This window comes from Streptomyces sp. NPDC111628, from assembly GCF_055635195.1.
In genome coordinates this window covers 320580-346658 of the sequence record NZ_JBVKBZ010000002.1, presented here as the reverse complement: position 1 = coordinate 346658, position 26079 = coordinate 320580, and the positions used below count along the sequence as shown (strand labels likewise).

Annotated in this window: 14 protein-coding genes; 3 read left to right on the top strand and 11 right to left on the bottom strand. The window is 72.0% G+C overall.

The window, feature by feature from the left end; all coding sequences use genetic code 11:
- Positions 1 to 46: 46 nt before the first annotated feature.
- A complete protein-coding gene (locus ACZ7MF_RS09420) occupies positions 47 to 1039 on the bottom strand; it encodes a zinc-dependent alcohol dehydrogenase (protein ID WP_471475522.1) in 993 nt (330 codons plus the stop codon).
- Between the two features lie 118 nt (positions 1040 to 1157).
- Between ACZ7MF_RS09420 and ACZ7MF_RS09415 the strand changes: the two genes are divergently transcribed.
- Positions 1158 to 1952, top strand: a complete 795-nt coding sequence (locus tag ACZ7MF_RS09415; protein WP_471477204.1) for a CDP-alcohol phosphatidyltransferase family protein — start codon at positions 1158 to 1160, stop codon at positions 1950 to 1952.
- Positions 1953 to 1962: 10 nt separating this feature from the next.
- Here the strand turns inward: ACZ7MF_RS09415 and ACZ7MF_RS09410 are convergent, their stop codons facing one another.
- A complete protein-coding gene (locus ACZ7MF_RS09410; RefSeq protein ID WP_471475521.1) occupies positions 1963 to 2793 on the bottom strand; it encodes an SDR family NAD(P)-dependent oxidoreductase in 831 nt (276 codons plus the stop codon).
- 110 nt (positions 2794 to 2903) lie between these two features.
- Between ACZ7MF_RS09410 and ACZ7MF_RS09405 the strand changes: the two genes are divergently transcribed.
- A complete protein-coding gene (locus ACZ7MF_RS09405) occupies positions 2904 to 3491 on the top strand; it encodes a TetR/AcrR family transcriptional regulator (RefSeq protein WP_471475520.1) in 588 nt (195 codons plus the stop codon).
- Positions 3492 to 3501: 10 nt separating this feature from the next.
- Here ACZ7MF_RS09405 and ACZ7MF_RS09400 read toward each other — a convergent pair whose 3' ends face one another.
- The 9 genes from ACZ7MF_RS09400 to ACZ7MF_RS09360 form a co-directional block, all read right to left on the bottom strand.
- Positions 3502 to 4215, bottom strand: coding sequence for a hypothetical protein (locus tag ACZ7MF_RS09400; RefSeq protein ID WP_471475518.1), 714 nt, complete (start codon positions 4213 to 4215; stop codon positions 3502 to 3504).
- A 64-nt stretch (positions 4216 to 4279) separates the two neighbouring features.
- A complete protein-coding gene (locus ACZ7MF_RS09395) occupies positions 4280 to 5629 on the bottom strand; it encodes an MDR family MFS transporter (protein ID WP_471475517.1) in 1350 nt (449 codons plus the stop codon).
- 1 nt (position 5630) lies between these two features.
- On the bottom strand, positions 5631 to 7439 hold the full coding sequence (locus ACZ7MF_RS09390; protein ID WP_471475516.1) for an ABC transporter permease subunit: 1809 nt from the start codon (positions 7437 to 7439) through the stop codon (positions 5631 to 5633).
- Between the two features lie 3 nt (positions 7440 to 7442).
- On the bottom strand, positions 7443 to 8957 hold the full coding sequence (locus ACZ7MF_RS09385) for an ABC transporter substrate-binding protein (protein ID WP_471475515.1): 1515 nt from the start codon (positions 8955 to 8957) through the stop codon (positions 7443 to 7445).
- A 108-nt stretch (positions 8958 to 9065) separates the two neighbouring features.
- Complete coding sequence (locus tag ACZ7MF_RS09380) at positions 9066 to 9620, bottom strand: GNAT family N-acetyltransferase (protein WP_471475514.1); 555 nt, start codon at positions 9618 to 9620, stop codon at positions 9066 to 9068.
- Positions 9621 to 9680: 60 nt separating this feature from the next.
- Entirely contained in the window at positions 9681 to 10766 is a 1086-nt protein-coding gene (locus ACZ7MF_RS09375) for a DEAD/DEAH box helicase (protein WP_471475513.1), read from the bottom strand.
- On the bottom strand, positions 10763 to 12634 hold the full coding sequence (gene drmB / locus ACZ7MF_RS09370; protein WP_471475511.1) for a DrmB family protein: 1872 nt from the start codon (positions 12632 to 12634) through the stop codon (positions 10763 to 10765). Before drmB ends, ACZ7MF_RS09375 begins: the two co-directional genes overlap by 4 nt.
- Positions 12631 to 15768, bottom strand: a complete 3138-nt coding sequence (locus ACZ7MF_RS09365; RefSeq protein WP_471475510.1) for a helicase-related protein — start codon at positions 15766 to 15768, stop codon at positions 12631 to 12633. The genes drmB and ACZ7MF_RS09365 overlap by 4 nt, the downstream gene beginning before the upstream one ends.
- A gap of 97 nt (positions 15769 to 15865) precedes the next feature.
- The gene (locus ACZ7MF_RS09360; protein ID WP_471475509.1) at positions 15866 to 19531 is read right to left on the bottom strand and encodes a sigma-70 family RNA polymerase sigma factor; all 3666 of its coding nucleotides are present in this window, start codon (positions 19529 to 19531) and stop codon (positions 15866 to 15868) included.
- Positions 19532 to 19748: 217 nt separating this feature from the next.
- Between ACZ7MF_RS09360 and ACZ7MF_RS09355 the strand changes: the two genes are divergently transcribed.
- Positions 19749 to 26051, top strand: a complete 6303-nt coding sequence (locus tag ACZ7MF_RS09355) for a protein kinase domain-containing protein (protein WP_471475507.1) — start codon at positions 19749 to 19751, stop codon at positions 26049 to 26051.
- Positions 26052 to 26079: the final 28 nt, after the last annotated feature.

Here is a 26079-nt window from a genome sequence, read left to right as displayed (position 1 = left end):
CTGGATGCCTTCCCCTGTTCAGTGGGCCGTACGTCTTTCCTCAAGGTCAGGCGCCGGTGTCCGCCCCGTCGTAGCGGACCCGGTGGCACAGTGCGGGTGTCTCTCCCGAGGCCAGCCGCGGCATCAGCTCCGGCAGTTCGGCGAAGGCGGATTCACCGGTGACGAGCGCGTCGAGCGCCGGGTCGGCGAGCAGTTCGAGGGCGAGGGCGAGCCGGTCGGTGTAGGTGCGGGTGGCGGCGCGGGCCGGGGAGACGGTGCCGACCTGGCTGCCGCGCAGGGTCAGACGCCGGGAGTGGAAGGCCTCGCCCAGCGGCAGGGAGACGCGCCGGTCGCCGTACCAGCTCAGTTCGACGACGGTGCCCTCGGGCCGCAGCAGTTCCAGCGACCGGGCGAGCCCGGCTTCCGTCGCGCTGGCGTGCACGACGAGGTCGCGGCCACCGGCGGCGTCCTGCGGGGACGCGAAACCGGCACCGAGCGCCTCGGCGACTTCCGCACGGGCCGGGTCGGCGTCGACCAACTCCACGCGTACGCCCGGGAACCGGGCCAGCAGGGCGGCGACCGAGCAGCCGACCATACCGCCGCCGACCACGCTGACCCGGTCGCCGATCAGCGGCGCCGCGTCCCACAGGGCGTTGACGGCGGTCTCGACGGTGCCGGCGAGCACGGCCCGCCCGGCGGGGACGGACGACGGTACCGGCGTCACGGCCGCGGCGGGGACGACGTACCGGGTCTGGTGCGGGTGGAGACAGAACACGGTGCGCCCGACGAGAGGCTCGGGCCCCTCCTCCACCACGCCGACGCCGAGGTAGCCGTACTTCACCGGCCCGGGGAAGTCGCCCTCCTGGAACGGCGCGCGCATCGCCGTGTACTGGTTCTCCGGCACCCGTCCGCCGAAGACCAGGGTCTCGGTGCCACGGCTGACCCCGCTGAAGAGGGCGCGCACGAGTACCTCGTCCGCGCCCGGTACCGGCAGCTCCACCTCGCGGATCGCGCCCCGCCCCGGCGCTTCGATCCAGAACGCACGTGCCATGCGTGTCATCGGAAGTCCTCCTGAACGATCGGGAAGCCACTCACGTACCGAGGGATGCACAAGCCGCGCACAAGGTAGCGGCGTTGATCGACTCTGTCACACGGCCGGAGGATGTTCGGTGGCCCTGATCAACCTGAACCACACGGACGACGCGTACGACGGGTACGACGGGTACGACGTCTGTGCCGCGAGGTCCGTTCAGCAGGAGACGGCGGCGGGCGCGGGCGCGCAGCTCCTGCTCCTGGCACTGCTCGGCACCGCGATCGGCATGGGCACGGCGGGCTGGCTGACCGGCCTGGCGTTCGCGTTCGCGAGCTGGGCGGTGCTCTCCCGGGCCCTGCACCGCTCCCGCCTGCCGTCGTTCGGCCCGGCCAACCGGGTCACCCTGGGCCGGGCCACCCTGGTCGGCGGGGTCACCGCCCTGGTCGCGGACTCCTTCCGCAGCGCGCCGCCCGTCTCCCTCCTCGTCGGGCTGACGGCTGTGGCCCTGATCCTGGACGGCGTGGACGGCAAGGTCGCCCGCCGCACCGGCACGTCCACAGCGCTGGGCGCCCGCTTCGACATGGAGGTCGACGCGTTCCTCATCCTGGTGCTCAGCGTGTACGTCGCCCTGGACCTGGGCCCGTGGGTGCTGCTGATCGGCGGCATGCGGTACGTGTTCGTGGCCGCGGCCCGGGTGTGGCCGTGGCTGACCGCCCCGCTGCCGCCGAGCACGGCCCGCAAGACGGTGGCCGCGCTCCAGGGCGTCCTGCTGCTCCTCGCCGGTGCGGAGCTGCTGCCGCGCCCGGGGAACGCCGGGGTGGTGGCGGTGGCACTGGGTCTGTTGGTGTGGTCGTTCGGGCGGGACGTGCGGTGGCTGTGGCGGAGGTCGCGGGTTGCCGCGGCGCCTGCCACGGCGGTGCGGGAACTCGTCGCGCAGTGAGCCTGTCCCCCTAGGCCGCCGCGCCCGCCGACGCCGCTGGGCGCGCCGATCCCGAGGAGCGCGCCGAGATCCGCCCGCTGATCAGGACGGACCGGCGGCGGGTGAAGAGACGCGGCAACGAGACCATGAGGGCGTTCAGACGCCCCGACTGCACGCTCGGCCGCCGGCCGCGGTCCAGGGCGCGCATCGCGGTCGCGACCACCTGCTCCGGGGTCTGGTAACTGCCCTGGTAGGCACCGCCCTCGAAGCCGTCGAAGAACTCGGTGCGGGTGAGCCCCGGCGCGAGCGAGAGGACCCGCAGGCCGGTGCCGCGGGACTCGTACCACAGGGCCTCGGTGAAGCTGAGCACGAAGGCCTTGCAGGCGGCGTAGACCGCCAGTTCGGGGCTGGGCGTGTAGGCCGCCGCGCTCGCGACGTTGACGAGGACGCCCCGGCCGGAGTCGCGGAGCGGCTCGATGAATGCCCGGGTGAGGTCGACGAGGTTGGCCACGTCCACGTTGATCTCGTCGGTGAGGCGGTCGGGGTCTTCCTGGTGGAAGGCGCCGTTGGTGCCGAATCCGGCGTTGTTCACCAGGCCGTCGACGCGGATGCCCCGCTCCGCCAGGCCGGCGGCCAGCCGACGCCCCGCGCCCGGCTCGCTCAGGTCGAGCCGCACCGCCGTGGTCCGTACGCCGTGTCGTGTCCGCAGTTCGGAGGCGAGGTCCTCCAGGCGGTCGAGCCGCCGTGCGACGAGGACGAGGTCGGAGCCGCGGCGGGCGAGTTCGCGGGCGAACGCGGCGCCGATCCCGGAACTGGCGCCGGTGACCACCGTGGTCTGACCGGAGAAGTCGATTGCAGTCATGCCATGCACTGTAGGCAGCACCTTGCACTCAGTGCAAGTCACGCCTCCAGTGCACAATTGTGCGCGCCGTGAATATCTGCGCACACCGTGCGGCGCTATAGGCTGAGTGCATGGCCGACACCCCCACGCTTCGAGAGCGCGCGCGCCGCGCCGCGCGCGCGGAGATCACCGCCACCGCCATGCAGCTCTTCGCGGAGAACGGCTTCGAGGCGACGACGATCGACCAGATCACCAGCGCCGTGGGCATCTCGCGCCGCTCCTTCTTCCACTATTTCGGGAGCAAGGAGGACCTCGTCCTGGGCGACACCCAGGCGCTGGGCGAGTCGGTACGGGCCGCGCTGGAGGCCCGCCCGGACGACGAGTCGGCCTGGGTGGCCATCCGGGCGGCCTTCCTGACCATCCGTCCGGCGGACAAGACCCCGGAGGAGCAGCTCACCCTCGCCCGCATCCACCACGAGGCACCCTCCGTGCGCGCCCGGCACCTGGAGAAGCACCTGCGCTGGCAGGAACTGCTCGCCCCGGACATCCAGCGCCGCCTCGGCCTGCCCCCGACGGCGGCCCCGGACCCCCGGGCGCTGGCCTTCGTCGCCGCCGCCCTGGCCTGCTTCGACGCGGCCGTCGACGCGTGGTACCGCTCCGGCGGCGCGGAGGACCCCGAGCGCCTCTTCGACGAGGCGGTGGCGACGCTGCGCCGCTAGGGCCGAACGGTCAGCGGCCGGTCTCCCGGGGCGGCGGGAACTCCCGTACCAGTTCTCCGCCCCGGGGCTCGTGGCACGACATGCCGACGTTCCAGCCGAACCCGGTGAGCAGGGCGTGGAGTGCTTCCCACCTCTCCGGGTCGGCCTGTCCGGCGAAGCGGATGAGGCCGGGGCCGGAGAGTGTGCTGAGCCGGGCCCAGTCGGTGCAGAAGGCGAGCTCCCCGCGGAACCGGTCGGACGCCCCTGTCTCCCAACCCGCCCGGGACAGAGCGGCTGCGAACTCGTCCAGCGAGGGCCTCGGGACACCGTCCCGGGCGTCGGCCTCCAGGTACACGCCCCCGTAGACGTTGGGGAGCCCGTCCAGCTTCTTCCTGAGCCAGTCCGGAACGTTCTCCTCCGCGCGAGGGAAGTAGGCGAGGTCCCGGGCATAGTGCTCGGACGTGAAGGACGGCGCGTCCGGCTCGTTGTCGTAGTCGTAGCGGACCGAGTACCGCCCACGAGTAAGCGTGTAGATCAGCGTGAACCAGGTACCGCCGGTCTCCGAGTACATCCCCAGCCGCAGCCTCCGGCACAGCTCCGTGATGCCCTGCGGGATCCCCGCCGCGGTGAGACTGCTGCCGTCCCCCGCCACGACGGCCAGGGAGGCCGCCGAACCGCCGACGGCCAACTCGGACCACCGCAGGGTCGCCCTCGCCCAGCCGTCGGGGAGACTACCGCCAAGCACTTCGCCGATTTCGGCGCATGTCTCGGCCTGTTGCGTGGCGTCGAGAGCTCGTGGTGGCACAGTGTCACCTTTCCTGGTGGGGATGGGTCGCTCCCTGGTCGGACGCTTCGACGGGACCGTCCGGTTGCGGCCGTGACCGGTGGATCAGGGCGCTGAGCACTGCCGCCCGGGGCAGCACCCCCACCGCCAGCAGCGGTACGGCGGCCAGCACCAGCCACGGCACGGCGACCGGCAGACCGGTGTCCAGCAGTAGCCCGGTCGCGGAGCTGCCGGCCAGCACGACGATCCCGGAGAGCGAGGACAGCGCCCCGGTGTAGAGCCCGAGCCGCCCGTCCTCGGCGAGGTCCGGCACCCAGGCGCGGGCGACGGGTGCGACGAGCATCTGCCCGAGGGTGAGCAGGACGACGAACCCGGCGGCGGGCAGCAGCCCACCCGTCCCCGTCCACCCCGCGGGCCGTGCAAGGCCGACGACGGCGAACCCGACGGCGATCAGCACCAGCCCCGCCACCATCGACCGGCGCCGCGCCAGCCGCTCCCCCGCCCACCGGGTCACCGGCAACTGCGCGGTCACCACCAGCAGCGACGACAGGGCGAACAGCCAGGCCAACGGCGCCTGCGAACCGGCGGCCCGCTCCACCTCGGCGGGCAGGGCCAGGTAGAGCTGGTTGTAGGCGAGCAGATAGGCACCGTAGGCGCAGCACAGCGCGAGGAAGCGCCGGTTGCGCAGCACGAGCCGGGCCCCGCCCTTCATCCGGACCTGGACCCGCCCGGGAACGCGCTGCGGCAGCAGCCACGCGTGCCCGGCGAGGACCAGCACGAAGACCCCGGCCCCGGCGAGGCAGGCCGTACGGAAGTCGACGGCGAGCAGCAGCGCTCCCAGCAGCGGCCCGACGAAGGCACCGGCCTGCCCGGCGACGGTGAACAGCGCGAGCACCCGCGTCCGGTCCCCGCCTCCCTCCTCCTCCCATACGACGGCCTGCCGGGCGACCTCGGACTCGACGGCCGGCGAGAAGAGCGCGGCGGCGAACCCGATCAGCAGGACGGCACCGACGACGGCCCAGGTCCGCTCGGCGAACCCGAGCCATGCGAACCCGGCGATCCGCAGCACGCATCCGGCGAGCACCACCGGCCGGATGCCGTACCGGTCGGCGAGTGCCCCGCCGACCACGAACAGCCCCTGCTGACTGAAGGTCCGCAGCCCGAGCACGAATCCGACCAGCCATCCCGCCATGCCGACGGACCGCCCCAGATGCTCGGCGAGGAAGGGCAGCACGGCGAAGAAGCCGATGTTGAAGGCGAGCTGGGTGAGGATGAGCAGCCGGAGCAGCGGGGAGAGCGTGGCGAAGGGGGCGGTGCGACGGCCGGGCACCTTCCCGGACCGCCCGCCGGCGGCGGCGGCGGATGTGGAGGTCATGTCACCGGGCCCCGGCACCGGCCGGTTCCCGCTCCGTCTCCACCGCGGACCGCCGCTCGGCCGCCCCGGTCTCCCGAAAGGACGATCGGGTGGGCCGTAGGCGCAGCCCACCCGCCGCGCTGACGGCCAGCGCGCCGAGCAGCGCGAGTACGGCTGCGGGGGCGAGGACGGCCCAGGGGGCGCGCTCGGCGTAGGGCTGGTTCTCGGCGAGGAGCAGCCCCCACTCGGGGGACGGCGGCTGGGCGCCGAGTCCGAGGAACCCGAGCGAGGCGAGCGCGAGGGCGACACCGGGCAGCCGCAGCAGGGCGTGCCGGAGGACCGGCGGCACCACGGCGGGCAACAACTCGTGCCGCAGCAGATGGACTCGTCCCGCGCCCAGACCCTTGGTGGCGGTGATGTGCAGCGTGGCGCGCTCCTGCCGCAGCAGGGAGGAGGTGTGCGCGGCGAGCGGTGCCCAGGCGACGGCTCCCACGGCGAGCGCGGGGGTGGCCGTCCCGCTCCCGGCGACGGCGGTGACGAGCAGCGCGACGAGCACGGGCGGTACGGCGTTGACGGTGTCGACGAAGGGCGCGGAGACCCGGGGCACGAGCCCGAGCAGTACGCCCACGAGCAGGGCGGCGGCGCTGATCGCGGCGGCCAGGAACAGCGTGTCCAGCGCCCCGTGGCCGACCCGGGCGAGCAGGTCGCGCCCGAGGGCGTCGGTGCCGAAGGGATGGTCGAGGGAGGGCGCCCGCAGTCGCTGCCCCGTGTCGAGGGCGAGCGGATCACGGGCGAGCCCGAACCCGACGACGGCGAGCAGGAGGGCACCGTAGAGAAGCGGCAGCACGCCCCCGGCGGGCGGGGTGGGCCGGTGCAGCGAGGACAGGGCGCCGCCGTCCCGCAGCGCGGGCCCGGTGAGCAGCCGGGCGGCGACGCGCGTGGCGCCGGTGGCGAGCGCGGCGAGCAGGACGAGGGCGAGGGTCCCGGCCTGGAGGACGGGCAGGTCCTGCGCGAGGGCGGCCTGGAGGGTGGTGCGCCCGAGCCCCGGAATGTCGAACACCTGCTCGACGGCGACGGCCCCGCCGGTCAAGCCGACGACGAACAGCCCGAAGTTGGGCAGCAGCGCGGGCACGCACCGCCGCACGGCCTGACGGGCGATGGACCGCCCGGTCAGCCCACGCGCCGCGGCGGCCAGCGCCCACGGCTCTCCGAAGGCACCGGGCAGCAGATCATCGAGCAGCCGCCCCAGCACGGCGCCCGCGGGCAGCCCGAGGGCGAGCGCGGGCAGCACGGTCCACTGCGGCCCGTACCACCCCAGCGCGGGCAGCCACCCCAGCTGCACCCCGACGACGGTGGCGAGCACGGAAGCGACGAGGAACTCGGGCAGCGAGGCGAGTACGGCGGACAGGCTCCCGCCCCCGCGCCGCCCACCGAGCCGCCGCCGGGCCCCGAGCCGCAGGGTGCGCGCGCAGATCGCTCCGGCGGTGAGGACGGCGACGAGCAGCGCGACACCCATGAGCAGCAGCGAGGCACCGAGCGCCCGCGTCACGTCGGGCAGCACGTCCGCGCCGGAGATCCAGGACTGCCCGGCGTCCCCGCGCACGAGCCCGCCCAGCCAGCCGGTGAGGACGTCCAGGGGCCCGCCGGCGATCCCGAGCTGCCGCCGGATGTCGGCGAGCACCTCGGGCGTGGGCTCACGCTCGGCGGACCGCGCCTTGAGGACGGTGTATGCGGGATCCGTGCGGGTGAGCCAGGGCAACAGCCCGACCCCGCACACGAGCCCGACCGCGAGGAGGATCCGCCACCCGGCGCCGGCCACCCGCTGCCACATGGTTCAGCGCCGGGTGCCGGTGCCGACGAGCGCGCGCTCGTACGGATCGAGGACGACGCCCTGTACGGAGTCGGCGACGCCGGTGATGATGCGCTGGTGCACGAGCGGCACGACGGCGTCGCTGCCGAGGATGCGCGCCTCGGCGGCCATGGCGGCGTCCTGGCGCTTCGCGGTGTCGGCGATCTTCTCGGCGTCGGCGACGGCGCGGTCGACGCCCTTGTCGCAGAGCTGGGCGATGTTGAAGCCGCCGTCGCAGGTGTAGTCGCTGGCGAGGACGGCGACGGGGTCACCGGTGTCGAGGAGGGTGTTCCGGGCGAGCACGAAGGCGTCGAACTTCCCGTCCAGCGCATCACCTTCGAGCCGCGAGTACTCCCGCACGGTGAGCTTGACGGTGAACCCGGCCTTCTCCAGCTGCTGCTTGACCACCTGGGCGACCTCGGGCAGCTCGGGCCGGTTGTCGTAGGTGGCGAGGGTGACGGTGTCCCCGTCCCCGGGCTTCCTGGCCGCCGCCCGCCCGACGGGCGCGGTCCGCTTCCCTTCAGCCCAGGTGACGGCGGGCCCGTAGACACCGGCACCGGGATCGCCGTACCCCTCGTAGACATCCTTGGCGAACACGGAGGTGTCGAGCGCGCCTCGGGCGGCGGCCCGCAGCCCGGCGTCCTTGAAGGTCCCGGAGGAGGCGTTGAGGAGCAGGCTGGTGGTCCGGGTGGTGGCGGTGTCGCGCCGGGTCTTCTCGTCGAGGGAGGCGGCCTGGGCCACGGGAACGGCCTCGGCGATGTCGAGCTCGCCGGTCCGCAGTGCGTTGGCACGGGCGGTGCCGTCGGCGATGAAGCGCGCGTCGATACCGGAGGCCTGCGCGCGGCCACCCCAGTAGTCGTCGAACCGGTCGAGGGAGGCGGAGGTGGCGCCGTTGACCTTGGTCAGCTCGAAGGGCCCGGTGGCGTGACCGACCGGGTCGACACGGCTGCCCTTCCCGTAGGCGTCCTTGGAGAGGATCGCGAGGCTGGGGCTGGAGAGCCGCAACGGCAGCACGGGGTCGGGCTCGGCGGTGGTGATCCGGACGACCCGCTCACCGCTCGCCTTGGCGCTGAGGCTGACACCGGCGAGGGCGGCGGGCGCGGGCTCGGCGTCGGTGGCGCGGGCGAGGGAGTCGGCCACTGCGGCGGGGGTCACTTCACCCCCGTCCTGGAAGGTGGCGTCGCGGAGGGTGAACTCCCAGGTCTTGTCCCCGTCCCGCCGCCAGGACTCGGCGAGCGCGGGCGCGGCGGACCCGTTGGCGTCCAGCGAGGTGAGCCCCTCGGTGACACCGAGGCGGCTGAGCAGCGTGGCGTCGGCGCCGTACGGCGAGAGGTTCTCGGCGGGCGGGAAGGCGAGGCCGACACGGAGACGGGCGCCGTCACCGTCGCCGTCCTTACCGCCGCCTCCGGAGTCGTCACCGCCTCCGGAGGCGAAGCAACCGGCCATCAGCGGGACGAGCAGGAAGGGGGCGAGCAGCCGGGGGCGACGGTGGGAGCGCATGGTCCTCGGATCGATCAAGTCAGGTGCGGGCACGTGGTTTTGTGGCGTCGAGCATCGGGCGCGTGTGCGGCAGCGCACGGGGAGCCTACATGGAAACGATTTTCACGCCTACCTGGCCCCGCGCCATCCCGCCACGGGCACCTCGAAGTGCACGATCCCCTGCCCGCCCCCGGCATCCTCCCGCTCGTCGTGCACCACCTTGGCCAGCGACCGCCAGAAGGGCTCGGCCCCGGTGACGGCGGGGTCGGTGTGCAGATAGACGGCCCGGTACTCCCCGTCGGCGACGGCGAACGCGAGCAACTCGTCGACAAGCCTCCGCGCCAGCCCACGCCGCCGATGCTCGGGCCGGACGTAGATCCGCCGCAGCTGCGCGGTCACTCCCGAGGGGAACCGCTCGGCGACGCGCGCGGGGTTCGGGGGGTGCGCGGGGCCGCGGGAGTCGAGAGCTCCGGTGGCGACGACTTGGCCGTCGGCGTCCACGGCTACGAGGAGGGTGTGCCGCTCCGACCTCAGATACGCACCCACGAGATCGATGACGTCCCGGTGCCACCGAGGCACGTATCCGGTCCCGAAGTCCCGGTAGACGGTGTCGAGCATGACGGCTCGGGCTGCGTCCAGGTCGGCGAGGGTGGCGGTCCTGATGGTGTAGTCGGTGGTGCGCACTTGCACATCGTACGCATTAACCGGAAGCGCGCGATCACCCTCCCACGGCCGGGGCGACCGTCAGCCCCGCATCAGGTGTCCTCTTCCCACCTGGGCAAGCAGCGGGGGTTCCGCAGTCCCTTCGTAACCGAGATGGAGTTCACGCCGGGCGCGGGTCGCGAGGACGTAGTACGTCATGCGCAGAGCCGCCGAGGTCGGGTCGGCGGCCGCGTCCGTGTGGGTGTCCGGGATGACGACGGTGTCGAAGCCCAGGCCCTTGGCGCTGGCCCGGTGGACGATGACGATGCCGGGGCGGTCGAGGTCGAGATTGCGGTACTGGCCCCCTTTGGCGTCCGACGTGTACAGCTGGGGCTTCAGCCGTGGTGCCCGGCGTGACAGGCTGCCCAGCAGGGAGAACTGGGTGTGCTTGGATTTGACGACCACACCGATGGTGTCCCCGGGGTTCCGCTCGGCGAGCAGCGCCAGCAGATCGGCAGCGCCCCGCTCGGGGAACCGGTGCAGCCACGGCGGCGGGCCCTGCCGTTCGGGCAGGAGCGGCGTAGCTGCCCCTGTGCGGAAATGAGCCGCGAAGGACGCGATCTGCTCCGTGTTGCGGTGGTTCCCGTCCAGGTCGTGGCGGGCGCAGCGGCCGAGCCTTCCGGCGATCTCGGCGAGGGTGGAGTGCGTTTCGGTGAGACGCTGGCACTCGTCCGCGAAGACCGTGAGGCGGGCGCCGAGCATCCGGCAGAGCCGGTAGAACTCGGGCGGCAGGTCCTGGCCCTCGTCGACGACCAGGGTGAGCCCCGGCACCGGATCGGTGTCGGCTGCCCGTTCGAACAGCGCACTCCAGTCGTACCAACCGTCCGCGGTGCTCGGAGCCCTTCCGCCGTACCACTCGGCGAGCCAGGCGTGTGCCGTCGTGACCCGGACACTCCGGTCGGCCGGGGCAAGTGGGTGGACCGTCGCGGCCAGCGACTGCCGGAGCAGGTTGGAGCGGGTGAGCAGGGCGACCGGGGTACCGGTGAGGCTGAGCATGACGGCCCGTTGAGCGGCCAGGAGACTCTTGCCGCAGCCCGGCGGTCCGCTGACCAGGTGGTTGCCGTCGAAAGGCAGGGCGTCGAGACCGGCCCGCTGGTCGGGGGTGAGGTCGAGGTAGGTGACGGTCACGACTCCTCCAACGCGTCTGCCGCGGCGGTCCGTGCGGCGGTGACGATCGGCTCCAGGTATCCGGGTACGTGCTCGCCGCCGACGACGAGGGTCCTGTCCAGGAGGGTGTTGCCGGTCTCGCAACTGGTCTCCGGCAGGAGGGCGCAGGCGTGGCAGGCCGCACGGTTGAGGTTGCCGAAGCCCTGGCCCGTGTGTTCGGAGCACAGGGGGTCGGCGGAACACCGGGCGGCGGCCTCCGTCATCCGCAGCAGTGTCTCCGCGAGCCGTGGGGGCTCGCCCTGGCGCACGAGTCCGCCGAGGGTCCCTTCGGCGTCCCCGGCTGCGGTGTAGACGAGGATGCCGTACTGGTCCTGCTCGGGGCGGGCGTAGACGCGCTCGCGCAGGCTCGCGGTGGTGTAGCCGGACTCGAAGGAGAGCTGGCGGATGAGCAGGTGCGCGAGCGTGTGCAGGAGGACGAACCGGGGGGCGAGTTCGGGACCCGTGAGGGCTTCCAGGCGGTCCCGTTGGAAGGAGCGGTCCAGGTCGGCCCGCATACCGCTGACGCGCTCGCGTACCTCCCCGTCCGCCTCCCAGCCGGTGAGTTCGGCGGGATTTAGGCTGAGGAAGATCCCCTCACCGAACACCTCCACGGCCGGCATCCACTTGAGCCGACGGGCGGTGTCGGCCGGTACCACCGTCGCATCCGGGGAGACCCTCGTGAAGCCGGACAGCGCGCGCACCTCGCGGAGCCGGTCGGCGAGGACGATCCTGCCGAAGCGGCGGTCGAGCGCGGCCCAGGGGTCGGCGCTCTCGGCCGTCAGGCCGAGGGTGGTCTCGCGCAACGCGAAGTCCCGGGTGGCGGGCGGGGTCGGCGCGGTGAAGGCGGCCCACTCCTCACGGCTGAGGTCGGGTCGGACCGGAGCGGCCGGACCGGTCTGCGGATCGGACGACGGCGTCCCCGGGAAAGGCTGGGCCTCCCCCGTCTCCTCCGCGATCAGTGCGTCCAAGAGGGCGTCGTCGGCGCCGGTGTCCTCCTGGATCATCGTGCGGAACGCCGCGGCCCGCGGCGTCGCGGCCACCCGACACAGCGGGACCCAGAGGTCGTGCTCACGCACCTTTGCCACGACGGCCTCGTCACCGTGGGCCGCCGGTGCGTCGCTCTCGGGGATGTCGAGGGCCGAGTGCACGATCGGGTAGTACAGGTTGCCAGCCGTGCGCTGCACGATCTGCACCGGCCGGGGGCATTCCACCCGCTCGTTCGCCCGCTGCCACGGGTTGCGTCCCGAGCAGCGCATGCCGTGGGTGCCAAGGATGTCGAGCAGGTCGCGGGACGCACCGCAGCCCTTGGCGGTGCAGGTCACGGACAGCGCCTCAAGGCCGGAGGCGCGTTCCGAGACCAGGAACCTCAGCCGGTCCCGCTCCTCACAACGTCGACGTTCACCGGCGTCGCGCCGCGAGTGCGCCCAGAACCACCAGTCGACGTCGCTGAGGTGTCCGGCCTGGCAGATCTGTACAAACCGCATGGGCGCCAGCGTCCGGGCCGGTGAACAGGAGGAGCAGCGCGGTGGCTGACCGGGCTTCTCGTCGGCGATCCGCCAGCGCTTCATCCGCCGGCAGGACCCGCAGAACAGCCAGGACGGGAAGCGGATGTACGGCGCCCCGGGCGCGTCCGGGACGTCGAAGCGGTCGTTCGCGGTCGCCGGGGCGGCGTAGAACCCGGTGACACCCAGGCGGGAGGCGAGACGGGCGGACTCGACCCGCTGCCTGCCCCTGTGGGACCAGTCTCCGATGCCGGTGGCGACGAAGGACTCACCCTGGATGTCGAAGACGGCTCCGACGCCGAACGGCACCACTGTCTGCGACTGCCGTACCCGCAGTGTGCGGCTCACAAATCCGCTCCCTTCACCGTCACCTGGCACTCCCGGTCCACGTTGCGCATGGAGTTCGGTGTCTCCCAGAGGCCGTAGTTCTGTTCGAAGCTCTTGATCAGGTTGGACTGGCCCTTGCCCTGACTGCGGTAGTACAGCTCGCGGCCGTCCTTGTGGGCCTGCCGGGCCGCGTCCTCCCAGTCGGCGATCAGAGACGCGAGCTCCGCGCGCACCTCGTCGCCGATGCCCGGTTCGGCGGCCACGGCACGGGTGGTCAGCTCATCGGCGAGCGCTTCCAGCTCGGGGATCCGGTCCAGGACCTGCCCGGCCTGGTTCTCGGCGGCGAGCCCGAGCCGGTGCCGGACGAGGACGACCAGCGCGGCGTGCAGGGCCCGCCGGCGGGAGGGCACCGACCAGGGCGTGACGCTGGTGGGCTCCACGTGCCGGTACAGGGACCTGTGGTACACGTCGAAGGTCTCGTAGTGCGAACGGTCCCGGGGACGGGTCGCGTTGAAGAACGTCACTACGAGTCCGGGCACTGTGTGCCGACCCACCCGGCTGGTGGCCTGAATGTACTCGGCGGTCGTCTTGGGCTGCCCCTGCATCAGCATCAGCGCGAGCCGCTTCACGTCCACGCCGACGGACAGCATGTTCGTGCAGGGCAGGAAGGACACCGACTGCGGGTCGTCCCAGCCCTTCTCCAACCGGTCCAGCAGTACGGGCTGTTCGGCTCGCGGAAGGTTGCTGGTCAGTTCCTGCACCTGGTGGTCCGGCAGAGCCCGAACCGCGTTGCCGATGTCGAGTCCGGCGAGCTGGGCGGGGATGTCGTCGGCCGCGGCCGTGACCGTACGGCCGAGCTCCCGCAGGCTGTGGTGATAGGCGACCAGCGTCCAGTAGGCGTCCCGGTGCTCCAGGGGGAGTTCCCACGCGCCTTGGAGCAACGCGGCGGCGGTGGCCACGGCGGCACGGCCGGCCGTGTGCCCCTGGGCCATGACGCCGAGGTAGCGGCGGCCGGGCCTGGAGGTGTCGGGTTCGGCGAAGTAGGAGTGGCGCGCGTCGAGACCGGCGGGCGGGAAGAGCTGGACGTTCCCGCCGTACAGCGCGCGGACCTGCTCCCCGGAGCGACGAATGGTCGCGGTGGAGGCGACGATCTTGGGACCGGTGCCGTCGGGCCCGAAGCACAGCCCGAGGACGGCCGATTCATACAGTCCGACGGTGGTGCCCAGCGGGCCGGTGAGCAGGTGCAACTCGTCCTGGATGACGAGCGAGGGAGGCAGGTCTCCCGCGCCGGTTCCGTTCCCCGCGCCGAACAGCCGGCCCGCCCGCGGTTCCCAGGCGAGCCGGGCGAACTTGTCCACGGTCCCCAGGACGAACGTCGGCGGCCGGTCGTAGAGGTGCTCGTCCACGACGGCGACGGGCAGTTCGTCGTGGAAGACGCACTCGCTTCGCGGGCAGAAGAAGGCGAACGAGTCGGCCGTGGCGCGTACCCCGTAGTCGCCCGCGTCGGGTGACTTGTGTGCGGGCAGGATGCGCGTGCCGCACCAGGGGCAGCGGTCCAGGATGAAGACGTCGTCGGGCTGGGCGGCCTGGCGCGCGTTCTCGTAGGCGGTGCGGGCCTTGTCGTACGTGTTCGGGGTGGTGGTCTCGCCCACCCACAGACCGATGGAGAACGGTTCGCTTCCGTACACCGCCGGTTCGGCACGGCGCAGCGTCTCGAGAGCGCAGACGGTGGTGGCGGCGCGCTGGAACTGCTGGGTGGTGAGCAGGCTGAGCGTGTAGCGGCTGAGTACGGCCGTACCGCCACCGTCCGGTTCCCGTCGCCGCAGCACCATGGCGAACGCGGCAAGCAGCAGATACGCCTCGGTCTTGCCCCCACCGGTCGGGAACCAGATCAGGTCCGTCACGGCCCGGTCCGGGTGCCGCGGATCGGCCGTGCCGTCCACGGCGAGCAGGAAGAACGCCAGCTGGAAGGGGCGGCAGGTGGCCCCCTGGTACGGCTCCGGATCCGGCGGCACGGCCTCGCGGGGCGAGCGCCGGGTACCCGCGAGATCGGCCGCGGAGTGGCGCATCTGCAGGGCCATGGCGCGGTTGGCGGCGCGGAAGGCGTGCAGCAGTTCGGGGCGGCGCGGATCGCAGAGGGTACGGACACCCGACTCGATGCGGGTGACGGCCGCGCCGATGCGGTCGAGGACCTGGGCGGCGGCCGCACGTCCCCATGCGGGAACGTCCTCGTTCAGCCGGCCCACGTACCAGGCCCGGTAGTGCGCGGCGAACTCGACCAGTTCTTCACGCAGTTGCTCGACCGGTACGGCCGGGTCGGCGAGGTGAAGGAGATCAAGCACCGGCGAGCCGCTGAGCCCCGCTGCCCGTACGCCGGTGACCTCGGCCTCCGGCATGACGGCCGCGCTCAGCTCGGTCACCTGACCCTCGGCGTCGTCGCGCCGCTCCGCCACCGCGCATCCGTGGCCAACGGCGTGGGTGCGGACGTGACGGTACTGGAGGCGGAGCTCCTGCTCCTCCGGGTCACGGCTCGCCAGTCGAACGCTGGGATACTGGAGCACCCTGCCGTCCACGGGCCGGGCTCGCAGCTCCACCTGGAACAGCATCCGGTCCCAGTGGGCGGACTTGCCGAGTCCGGGTTCGTGGCGGGCGGAGTTCACCAGGGCGACGGTGATGAGCCTGCCGGTGCCGAAGGTCCGGTGCCGCACGCGGATTTCGGCCCGGCCATCCAGGACCGTGACCTGATCGCGGTCGAGGGTGAGTCGGTGGGTCTCGCCCGGCAGTGAGATCCGTTGCCATCTGCGGCCCCGCTCGCTCGTCCCGGCCCTGGTCTCATAGCGGGCGGCGGAGCAGTCGACCTCCACGGTGTCCGCGTCGGTGTAGAAGCTGAACCCGAGGGAGGAGGGCAGCCAGGAGTTGGACTCCGGGACGGGGTCGGAGGCAGGCGCGGTGTCCTCGGCCCGGTTCTCCGTGCCGGCACCTTCCAGCTCCTCGGCGGACACTTCCAACTGACGCTGGAGATCGGCTTCCTGCGGATAGAGGGTCCCCATGAGATACTGCCGGTCGGGCGGGGCGTCGAGTGTCTCGTGTTCGCCTTCGGCCGGACCGACGAGCTGCCGCCGGAGGTAGGAGACGAGTTCCTGTCGAGGGTCCATGGCGTTCCTGGGGGTGTGGAGTCCGTGAGGTGCTCGGACGAAGCGGAGGTGAGGGTGGCAGGCGGGGCGGAGGTGTCGCGGCACGGGCGGCGACGACTCAGGTGCGGCGCCAACGGTCCCGGATCGAGGTGCGGCCCGCAGCCGCTTCCTGCGCCGCGGCCAGCTGGCCCCGTGCGTCGCCGAGTTGTGTTTGCAGATCGCTGAGCTGGGTCTGCAGGTCGCTGAGTTGTGTCTCCAGATCGGTGACGCGCAACCAGGTGTTGTGCTCGCTCTGCGCGATCCGCTGGACCGCCTCCTGCTCGGCTTCCTCGGCACGCCGGCGGGCCGCCTGGACGAACAGGTCCCGCTGAGCGACCGCCGCCTCGGCGTCCCGCAGCCGCGCCTCGGTCTCGGCGACACGCAACTGCGCGCCCTGGCGGTACTCCTCCAGTGCCGACTTCGCGGCCCGCTCCCGCAGTTCGGCGGCTCCCTCTGCCGCCTGCAGCCGGGTCTCCAGCTCGGCGGCCCAGGCACCGGCGGCGCGCTCCCGCTCGACCGCGACCGTCTCGGCGTCCCTCAGGCGGGACTCCAGCTCCCTGATCCGGGTCTCCGCGCCCTCACGGTAGTCGTGCAGCCGCCGCTCCAGCTCCTGCGCCCGCTGCTCCCCGTCCGACGCGTCAAGGGCCACCTCCTCCGCGAGTTCGGCCCTGCGCACCAACGCCGCGCAGGCCTCGCGATGCCGTTCCTCCAGCTCCGCGACGCGCGCCTCCGCCTGGCGCCGCGCATGTGCCGCTTGCCGTTCCCGTGCCCGGTCGGCGCGGTGCAGCAGTTCCTCTTCGAGCGCGTCGAGCTGTCTCTCGGCCTCCGCGCGGACCGCCGCCACCCGCTCGTCGGCGGCGTCGCGAACCTCGCCCAGCCGTCGCTCGTGTTCCTGCGCGAGCGTCGCGAGGGCCCGCTCGTGTCGAGCGCTGGCGTCGGTGTCGGTGTCGGGGCTTGCGTCGAAGGCGGCGTCGGGTTTGGTTACGGTCTTCGCTTCGGCTCCGTCTCCGGCTTCGGCTTCGGCTTCGGCTTCGGCTTCGGCAGGTGAGGACTCGACAACGGCCAGCGGCTGTTCGGCCGGAACGGATTCTGCCGAGGAGAAGGTTGCCGGACGTCCGGCGACGAACTCCCGCAAGGCCTCACGGACGGCGACTCGCGACTCGGCCCGCACCAGCGGCGTCGAGGCCAGGTAGGTCCGGGGACTCGCCCCGGCCAGCGCGGCGACAGGCCGCTCGAAGAAGTGCTCAGGTCGCAGACCTGCGTCTTTGACGGCGTCAAGAACCGTCTTGAGAACTTCAAGCGCCTCCACCACGGGCCGGTCGAGCGTCCCCCGTTGCCGCGCGGACCGCACAACGGCATCCGTCACGGAAGGCCCGAGCAGTACGGTCAACTGCAGATGGCCGAGAGCCAGCAGCGCGTACTCGGCGAGCCAGGAGACTCCCCCGCCCAGCGGCGGCTGCGCCAGGGTCAGGGCCTTGTCCCAGTCGGCGGTCGTCTGCGGCGCAGCCGGGACGTTGCTCTCCCCCACGACCGGCGCCGGCTCGGCCTTGTCGGCTCCGCTCACCGATTCCTGAGCCTGGGCGCCGATGCGTGTCTGTTCCGGCTCCTCCACCGCCCGCTCACCGGAGGGCGCCACGGCGAGCAGCTCCCGCAGGCTGTCACGCACGGCCAGTCGCGACTCACGGTTCACCAGCGGCCTGGCCGCGAGATAGCCGCCTGGCGTCGCCCCTCGCAAGGATTCGGCAGGGCGGTCGAAGAAGTCGTCCGGTCGCTGCCCGGCTTCCACCAGGGCGTCAAGCACCCGGCGCAGCACCTCCAGCGCGGTCAGCACGTCACGCGGAAGACGTCGGTTCCCCGGGGCGTCCCGCACCACCATGTCGGCGGCCGACTGTCCCAACAGCGCGGCCAGACCCTCGTCTCCCAACGCCGTTCGCACGTAGTCGGCGAGCCACGAGACCTGGTCGACGGGTGCTCCCGCCATCCGACAGGCGCGCTCCCAGTCGGCGGCGGTCATCGAAGCCCCGGCCTCAGCGGCTTCCCCGACCTCCCCGTCAGCCTCGTCCCGGCCGCTCCCCTCAGCGACTGTGGTCGACACGTCGGCGGCTTCCGCCTTCTCCTCCACCACGAAGGTCTGCGGCGGGGCCTCCGCCACGGGCTCGTTATCCGCCAGCGGTTCCTGCTGCTGTTCCTGCTCCCGCCTGACCTGGGCCAGGCGTTCCGCCCTGGCCCTGCGGAGGGCGAACCGAGCTCGGGCCGTGCGGGCCGCGTGGGTGGCACGGACGTAGCGCGCCGCCCTCTTGGCCTCGGCCGCCCTCTCCGCGGCGCGCTCGGCCTCCTCGCAAAGGGCGTCCAGACCGACGAGCCCTGCCGCGCGCACCCGCTCCCGCAGCAGAGGACGCGTCTTGACCTCGATCTGCCGGATCCGCTCCCGTGTGACGCCGAACTCGCGTCCGAGGTCGTCCAGCGTCGTGGGCTCGTCCCCGTCCAGGCCGAGCCGCCGCACGAGGATCCGCGCCTCGCGCTCGGTGAACGTGTCCACCACGTCCATGACGACCTCGGCGAACAGGGCACCGATCACCTGCCGGTCGACCGACGGCAGGAGGTGCGTCCGCGCCACGAAGTCCCCTAGGGTCGCACCGTCTCCGATGACGCGGTCCAGGGAGTCGGTGCGACGGGTCAGGCGGCGGATCTCCTCCACCTTCTGCAGGGTCATGTCGCACCGCACGGCGACGTCGGCCGTGCTCGCGTACCGTCCCTCGGCGGCCAGACTGCGCTCGGCCCTGGCCACCTTGCGCATCTGTTCGTGCATGTGCACGGGGATCCGGATCAACGCCCCCTCGTCCGCGATGGCCCGGGTCACGGCCTGCCGGATCCACCAGGTGGCGTAGGTGGAGAACTTGTTGCCCATGGTCGGGTCGAACTTCCGCGTGGCCCGCATCAACCCGAGTACGCCGTGCTGCACGAGGTCCTCGTAGTCGAGGCCCTGGTTCAGATGCGAACGCACGAGGGAGTGCACGAGCCGCAGATTATGAAGGACCAGACAGTCGCGTGCCCGGACTCGAACGTCGCCGCGTGGCAGCGCCTTGAGTTCGTCCTCGCCGGGTTCCTGGACGATCCTCCCCGCCCCGCCCCGCAGGAGCGCGGTCAGCCCCACCTCGGCCTCGGCGCTCAGCAGGCGGTTGTGCGGAGTGCGTTCGAACCGGTCGGATTCCAGCACAGCCCGAGCGGCCGCCAGTGCACTGGCCAGGTCATTCCCCGTCACGACGGCAGCGGTGTCGGCCGTAGGCGCTGCTGCGGCCTCCCGGAGCTCTTCGGACGCCTCCGCATTCCCCGCCGGCCCGGCGTCCGCAGCAGGTCGCACAGTGACCCCCGCCCGCAACTCCTCGGCCTCGCGGGCGTCAAGCCCTGCCAGTCGCACCACGCCCTCGACCGCCCGGGCCGACAGGTATCCGGTGCCGTCCTCGTACCGGGAGAGCAGCCCTCGAGCGAGCAGAACACGTGTGGTCACATTTTCTTCACGGACACCTACAACCTTTTCACTGTTACTTGAGTCGACCTTCACGTGCATATGCAACCCCCGCACCAGGAGGCCCATCCGGGCCAGCTCGGCACGCAACCGAGCCCGTTCGCCGTCGCTCAGCCCGAGCGTGCGCACACCCTGGGCGAACTCGACCTCCGGCACCACACCGCCGACCGCGACGAGCCGCAACCGCTTGAGCAGCTCGCCCAGCACGACTGTCGACACGGGCGCGTCGGACCCCTCGACCATGTGGCGCCTCACAATCTCCACCCCAACCCGCGAACACAAACGAGTGTACTTCGATGCGTTGACAGTATCAACGCATCAATCCTCGTGTAATGTTCACACGCCGTGTCACCTGAAACGACGTCAGGGAGGCGCGAAGTCTCGGGGGCACGTCGGTTCCGAAGGGAACAGCGGGCCCAAGATTGAGGGGGCGGCCATGGGCCACGAGCTGATCGACGGCAGATTCCGCACCGGCCAGGTCATCGGCAAGGGCAATATGGGGGAGGTCCACCGGGCCGAAGATCTTCAGATACCGGAGGGCACCTCCGGGCGTTCGGTCGCCGTGAAGACGATCCTGCGCAGCCGCACGGGCGCCCTGATCGACACCGCCACGGACACGAAGGCGGTGGAGCGCTTCGCGCGCGAGGTCCGCATCATGCGTCGGCTCGAGCACCCGAACCTCACACGACTCATCGCGGGCGGGCTAGCCGGGGACAGCGGACTGCCGTACCTGGTCATGGAGTTCCTGGACGGTGAGACGCTGCGCGATCTCGTCGAGGAGGAGCACCAGCTGCCCCTGCCGTGGGTGGCCGCGATCGGCGCGCAGATCGCCGACGGCCTCTCCGCTGCCCACACTGCAGACGTGGTGCACCGGGACCTGAAGCCCGCGAACGTGATGCTGACCCGTGGCGGAACCGTCAAGGTGCTGGACTTCGGCATGGGCCGCATCGTCGACGATCCGGACGAGGCTCGGCTGACCAGCACCGGCGTCAGCGTGGGCACGGCCCGCTACATGGCACCGGAGCAGTTCGAGGCCCGCCAGGTCACCCAGGCCGCCGACCTGTACGCGCTCGGCTGTGTGCTGTACGAAATGCTCGTCGGTGTACCGCCGTTCGTCAGCGAGTCGCCGTTCGAACTGGCCCGCAAGCACCTCGAGGCCGAGCCGACTCCGCTCGGCGTCATCCGTACCGAAATCCCCTCCGAACTGATCCGTCTCGTCGGCCGGCTACTGGCGAAGGACCCGTCCGACCGTCCCGCGACCGCCGCGGAAGTCCGTGACGCCCTGCGCCCACTGGCCCTAGGGGACGCGGACGCTCCGCAGCTCCCCCACTGGAGCGCCCTCGACCCGACACGGCCGCTGGCAGCCAGCGCCGCGCGTGCCGCCGTCGCTCCGCGCCCGCCTGCCCCGCGGCCCACCCCGGTCACCGCCTCCGGCACGGCGATGGACGTCTTCGGCGTGCACCGGTCCCTGATCAGGGACTACCGCGACTTCACCGAGGGCGGCACCGTCATCCGGGACGACCGCGTCGCGGCGTTCGTGGAGAAGGACCTCGACAGCAAGTCGCAGTGGCCGGACCCGTGGCTGTCCCTCAACCCGTTCTTCCAGAGCGGCGGCACGGTTGCCGAGCTGGTCGGCGACCAGGTCGTCCACCCGGAGTGCGCCCGTATCTTCCAGGCCGGCAAGACGGAGGGCGGCACAGTCCCTGACGGCCGGCCGCTCACGCTCCACCGCCACCAGCGCGAGGCCGTCGACGCCGCCGCGCGCGGCGCTTCGTACGTGCTGACGACCGGCACCGGCTCCGGCAAGTCGCTGTCGTACATCGTCCCGATCGTGAACCGGGTGCTGCACGAGCGGGACTCCGAAGGTCCACAGGCCGTCAAGCGGGTGCGCGCCATCATCGTGTACCCGATGAACGCGCTGGCGAACAGTCAGCTCAAGGAGCTGGAGAAGTACCTGCGCGACGGCTACGGCCAGGGCCGCGAGCCGGTCACCTTCGCCCGTTACACGGGCCAGGAGGACGACGGGAAGCGTCGCGAGATCCGTGACAACCCGCCCGACATCCTGCTCACCAACTACGTGATGCTGGAGCTGATGCTGACCCGGCCCGCCGACCGGGCCAGCCTCATCAAGATGGCCAAGGGCCTGGAGTTCCTGGTCTTCGACGAGCTGCACACCTACCGCGGCCGACAGGGCGCCGACGTGGCCCTGCTCATCCGCCGGGTCCGCGAGGCCTGCCAGGCACCCGGCGTGCAGTGCATCGGCACCTCGGCCACCATGTCGACCGAGGGCACCCTCGAGGATCAGAAGAAGGTCGTCGCCGGTATGGCGAGCAGGCTGTTCGGCACGACGGTCAGTCCTGAACACGTCATCGGCGAAACCCTGGTCCGCGCCACCGACGAAGCACCGGGAACCGTTCCCGCCGAGCGCCTGACCTCACCGGCCGCTCCGCGCGCGTATGCCGACCTCGTGCGGGACTCCTTGGCCCGCTGGATCGAGACCCGCTTCGGCCTGGCCACGGACGAGGTGACGGGCCGCCTGGTGCGTCGGCGGCCGACCACGCTGGACGCGGCGGCTGCTGAGCTGGCGGAGCAGTCGGGGGTAACCAAGGAGGACTGTGCGAGGGCTGTCGAGGCGACCCTCGAAGCCGGCTCGCAGGCCCGGCACCCGGTCACCGATCGACCGCTGTTCGCCTTCCGCCTGCACCAGTTCCTCTCCAAGGGGGACACCGTGTACGTAACCCTGGAGGACAAGCTCTCCCGCCACCTGACCCGTTCCTACCAGCTGGAGCAGCCGGGCAGCGGCGGCAAGCTGCTGATGCCGTTGGCCTTCTGCCGGGAGTGCGGCCAGGAGTACCTGACCGTCTGGCGTGACGAGAAGGACGGCGAGGTCCGCTACGAGGCCCGCCGTGACACCTCGGCGACCGGTGGACGGCAGGGCGACGGCTACCTCTTCATCGACCCGGAGCGGGCCTGGCCGTCCAGCGTCCAGTACGCCGTCGACGACCGCCGCCTGCCGGAGTCCTGGCTGGAGCTGGACGAGAGGGGCCAGGAGGTCCTCAAGAAGACGTACCGCGACCGGGTACCGCGCGCCGTCACCGTGGACCCGCTGGGCTACGAGGGCCGGGGCGAGCTGCAGGCCGCGTTCATCCCGTCACCGTTCCTGTTCTGCCTCCACTGCGGTGTGGCCTACGAGCAGACCCGCGGCCGGGACTTCGCCAAGCTCGCGACGTTGGACCAGGAGGGCCGTTCCTCGGCGACCTCCCTCATCTCCGCCTCCGTGGTGCGGTCGCTGAAGTCGGTTCCCGAGGAGGCCCTGGACAAGGAGGCCCGCAAGCTCCTGACCTTCGTCGACAACCGTCAGGACGCTTCCCTCCAGGCCGGGCACTTCAACGACTTCGTGCAGATCACCCAGTTGCGCGGAGCCCTTTTCCGGGCCGCGCTGGACGCGGGCGGGGACGGCCTCACCCACGAGGAACTGGCCTCGGCGGTGACGAACGCGCTCGCGATCGGCCCCGCGGACTACGCCGGAGACGCCGACCAGCCCCCGACCCTCGCCAAGGCCGCCGCCAAGACCCTGCGCGACGTGGTCGCGTTCCGGCTGTACCTGGACCTGGAACGCGGCTGGCGCATCACCATGCCGAACCTGGAGCAGACGGGACTGCTGGAGATCGACTACGCGGACCTGCACTGGTTGGCGGAGAAGCAGGACCGCTGGGCGCACACGCACGCGGCCCTGCGGGACGCCGACCCGGCCCTGCGCGCGGAGATCACCAAGGCGCTGCTGAACGAGATGCGCCGCTCCCTCGCCATCGACGTGGCCTACTTCCGCGACGACTTCGACTCGTTGCAGCGGGCCAGCGAGGAACGACTGGTGGATCCGTGGGTGCTGTCGGCCTCCGACCGGCCGAACGTCGGCACCGCCTACCCGCAACCGTCGACCGGCCGGGGGCTGAACCGCTCCGGCCTGTTCCTCTCCGCGCCCGGCAAGTTCGGCAAGTACCTCAGGCGCGCCGACCCGTCGTTCAGGAATCTCTCCCCCGAGGACCTGCAACTCGTCATCGCCGAGCTGCTCAAGGTTCTGGCGGCGAACGGCCTGGTGAAGGAGGTGTCCGAGGCCCCGCAGCGGGCGGGCGGCCGCTACCGCCGGCCCACCGCGGAGGCCCGGACGGGATACCGGGTGGCGGCCCAGTCGCTGGTCTGGCGGCCCGGCAAGGGCGAGACGGGCGCGCACGACCCGTTGACGCGGACCTACCCCAGCGGTGACGGCCCGCGGGTGAACACGTTCTTCCGCGACCTGTACAAGGAGGCGGCGAGCGCGCTGTCCGGCATGTTCGCGCGCGAACACACGGCACAGGTCGCGCCCGAGGAGCGGGAGCGGCGCGAGGAGGCGTTCCGCAAGGCGGAGCTGAAGCTGCTGTACTGCTCCCCCACCATGGAGTTGGGCGTCGACATCTCCTCCCTCAACGCGGTGATGATGCGCAACGTCCCGCCCACTCCGGCCAACTACGCCCAGCGTTCCGGCCGAGCGGGTCGCAGCGGTCAGCCGGCGCTGGTGACGACGTACTGCGCGACGGGCAACAGCCACGATCAGTACTACTTCCGCCGCTCGGAGCGGATGGTGGCGGGCGCGGTGGCCCCACCCCGTCTGGACCTGGCAAACGAGGACCTGGTCCTCTCGCACCTCCAGGGCATCTGGATCGCGGAAGCCGGCCTGAAGCTGGGCCGCGCGATACCCGAGATCCTGGACGTGTCGTACCCGGACACCGGCGACCGCCCGGACCCGGCCCTGGGGCTGCTGCCCGACATCCTCGACGCCTCCCTGGACGAGAGCGCCCAGGACCGCACGGTGGACGCGGCACTGCGGGTGCTCGGCCCGCTGCTGCCGGCATTCGCAGCCGACACCACGTGGTGGCACGACGACTGGATCCAGGACCGGGTCCGCACGGTGCCCCAGCGTTTCGACCAGGCCTTCGACCGGTGGCGACAGCTGTTCCGCGCCGCGCTCGACGACCAGTACATCCAGAACAGGCGACGCCTGGACTACAGCCTCACGGAGCTCGACCGCAACCGTGCCAACGCCCGCCGCCGCGAGGCGGAGACGCAGCTCAACCTGCTGATGAACGAGAGCGTCGACAGCAAGTCGGTGCTCTCGGACTTCAACCCCTACCGCTACCTCGCCTCCGAGGGCTTCCTGCCCGGTTACAGCTTCCCCCGTCTGCCGCTGGCCGCGTACATCCCGACGGTCGGCCGCCGCCGCGGCGAGGGCGACTACCTCCAGCGCCCGCGATTCCTGGCCATCCGCGAGTTCGGCCCCGGTGCGCTCATCTACCACGAGGGCGCGCGCTACCAGGTGACCCGCATCCAGCTCCCGCCGGACTCGTCCGGGGACCTGGCGACCAGCGAGGCCCGCCGCTGCGCGCACTGCGGCTACCACCACGACCCGGCCGAACGCCAGGACCGCTGCCACATGTGCGACGAGCCGCTCGGCGCGGCGACCCACGGTCTGCTCCAGCTGCACACCGTGTACACCACACGCCGGGAGCGGATCTCCTCCGACGAGGAGGAGCGCCGCCGGGCCGGCTACCACATGGAGACGTCGTACCGCTTCCAGGACCACGGCGCCCGCAAGGGCCGCCTCAACGCGTCCGTCACCGACAGCGGGGGCGTCCCGCTGGCCGACCTGGCGTACGGCGACTCGGCAACAGTCCGGATCACCAACCTGGGCCGCGTCCGCGCCAAGAAGGACGAGCCGGCGGGCTACTGGCTCGACCTCGCCGACGGCCGCTGGATGAACGACAAGGATGCCGCTGAGGCCTCCGGTGACTCCAGCGAGCTGCCGATGGTCGAGGAGGACGGCAAGGAGCGGCGCCGCAAGAAGCGCGTCATCCCGTACGTGGAGGACTGCCGCAACATCCTCGTCCTCACCCTCGACGAGGCCTTGCCCGAGCCGGAGGCACTGTCCCTCATGTACGCGCTGGAGCGGGGCATCGAGGCCGCGTTCGAGCTGGAGGACGCCGAACTGTCCAGCGAACTGCTGCCGCCGGACGGCGGACCGCGGGGCCGGTTCCTGTTCATGGAGGCCGCCGAGGGCGGCGCGGGCGTACTCCGTCGTCTCCAGGCGGAGCCGGACGCGCTGGCCAAGGCAGCCCAGTACGCGCGGTCGATCTGCCACTTCGACGACGACGGCACCGACCTGGGCGGTCCGCACCCGGACCGGCCGTGCGCACTCGGCTGCTACGAGTGCCTGCTGACGTACGGCAACCAGCTCGACCACGCCCAGATCAACCGCCACGCCGCCCGGCACCTGCTGGTGCGCTTCGCGTCGGCGACGGCGAAGCGCGAGGCACGCGGCGAGTCGCGGTCGGAGCAGTTCCGCCGCCTGCTCGACCGGACCCCGACGGCACCGACCCCGGTGGAGACGTCGGCCGCCGCCGATCTCGCCGCCCAGGGCGACTTCCTGGGCTGGGCGAAGGCACGGGGACTGCACCTGCCCGACGAGGCCGCGCCGTTCCTCACCGAGGCGAACGCGCGACCCGACTTCGTCTACCGGCTGCCCGGCGGAAGTGTGGCCGTCTTCGTCGACGCTCCAGGCCAGGAGCAGGACACCCTGCGTGACGAGGACGCCGAGGACCGTCTCTTCAACGCCAGTTGGGACGTCGTCCGCTTCGCCCACGACGCCGACTGGGACGCGATCGCCGCCGCGAACGCCCGCTACTTCGGCACCTCTGCAGCCAACTGATCACCTTCACCGAAGGACTTGACGACAC

Bases quoted from the DNA above. Each gene is read 5' to 3' on its own strand.
- ACZ7MF_RS09390 (WP_471475516.1), bottom strand. From the start codon at position 7,439: ATGTGGCAGCGGGTGGCCGGCGCCGGGTGGCGGATCCTCCTCGCGGTC.
- ACZ7MF_RS09385 (WP_471475515.1), bottom strand. From the start codon at position 8,957: ATGCGCTCCCACCGTCGCCCCCGGCTGCTCGCCCCCTTCCTGCTCGTC.
- ACZ7MF_RS09355 (WP_471475507.1), top strand. From the start codon at position 19,749: ATGGGCCACGAGCTGATCGACGGCAGATTCCGCACCGGCCAGGTCATC.
- ACZ7MF_RS09405 (WP_471475520.1), top strand. From the start codon at position 2,904: ATGGCCGACACCCCCACGCTTCGAGAGCGCGCGCGCCGCGCCGCGCGC.
- ACZ7MF_RS09365 (WP_471475510.1), bottom strand. From the start codon at position 15,768: ATGGACCCTCGACAGGAACTCGTCTCCTACCTCCGGCGGCAGCTCGTC.
- ACZ7MF_RS09420 (WP_471475522.1), bottom strand. From the start codon at position 1,039: ATGACACGCATGGCACGTGCGTTCTGGATCGAAGCGCCGGGGCGGGGC.
- ACZ7MF_RS09395 (WP_471475517.1), bottom strand. From the start codon at position 5,629: ATGACCTCCACATCCGCCGCCGCCGCCGGCGGGCGGTCCGGGAAGGTG.
- ACZ7MF_RS09410 (WP_471475521.1), bottom strand. From the start codon at position 2,793: ATGACTGCAATCGACTTCTCCGGTCAGACCACGGTGGTCACCGGCGCC.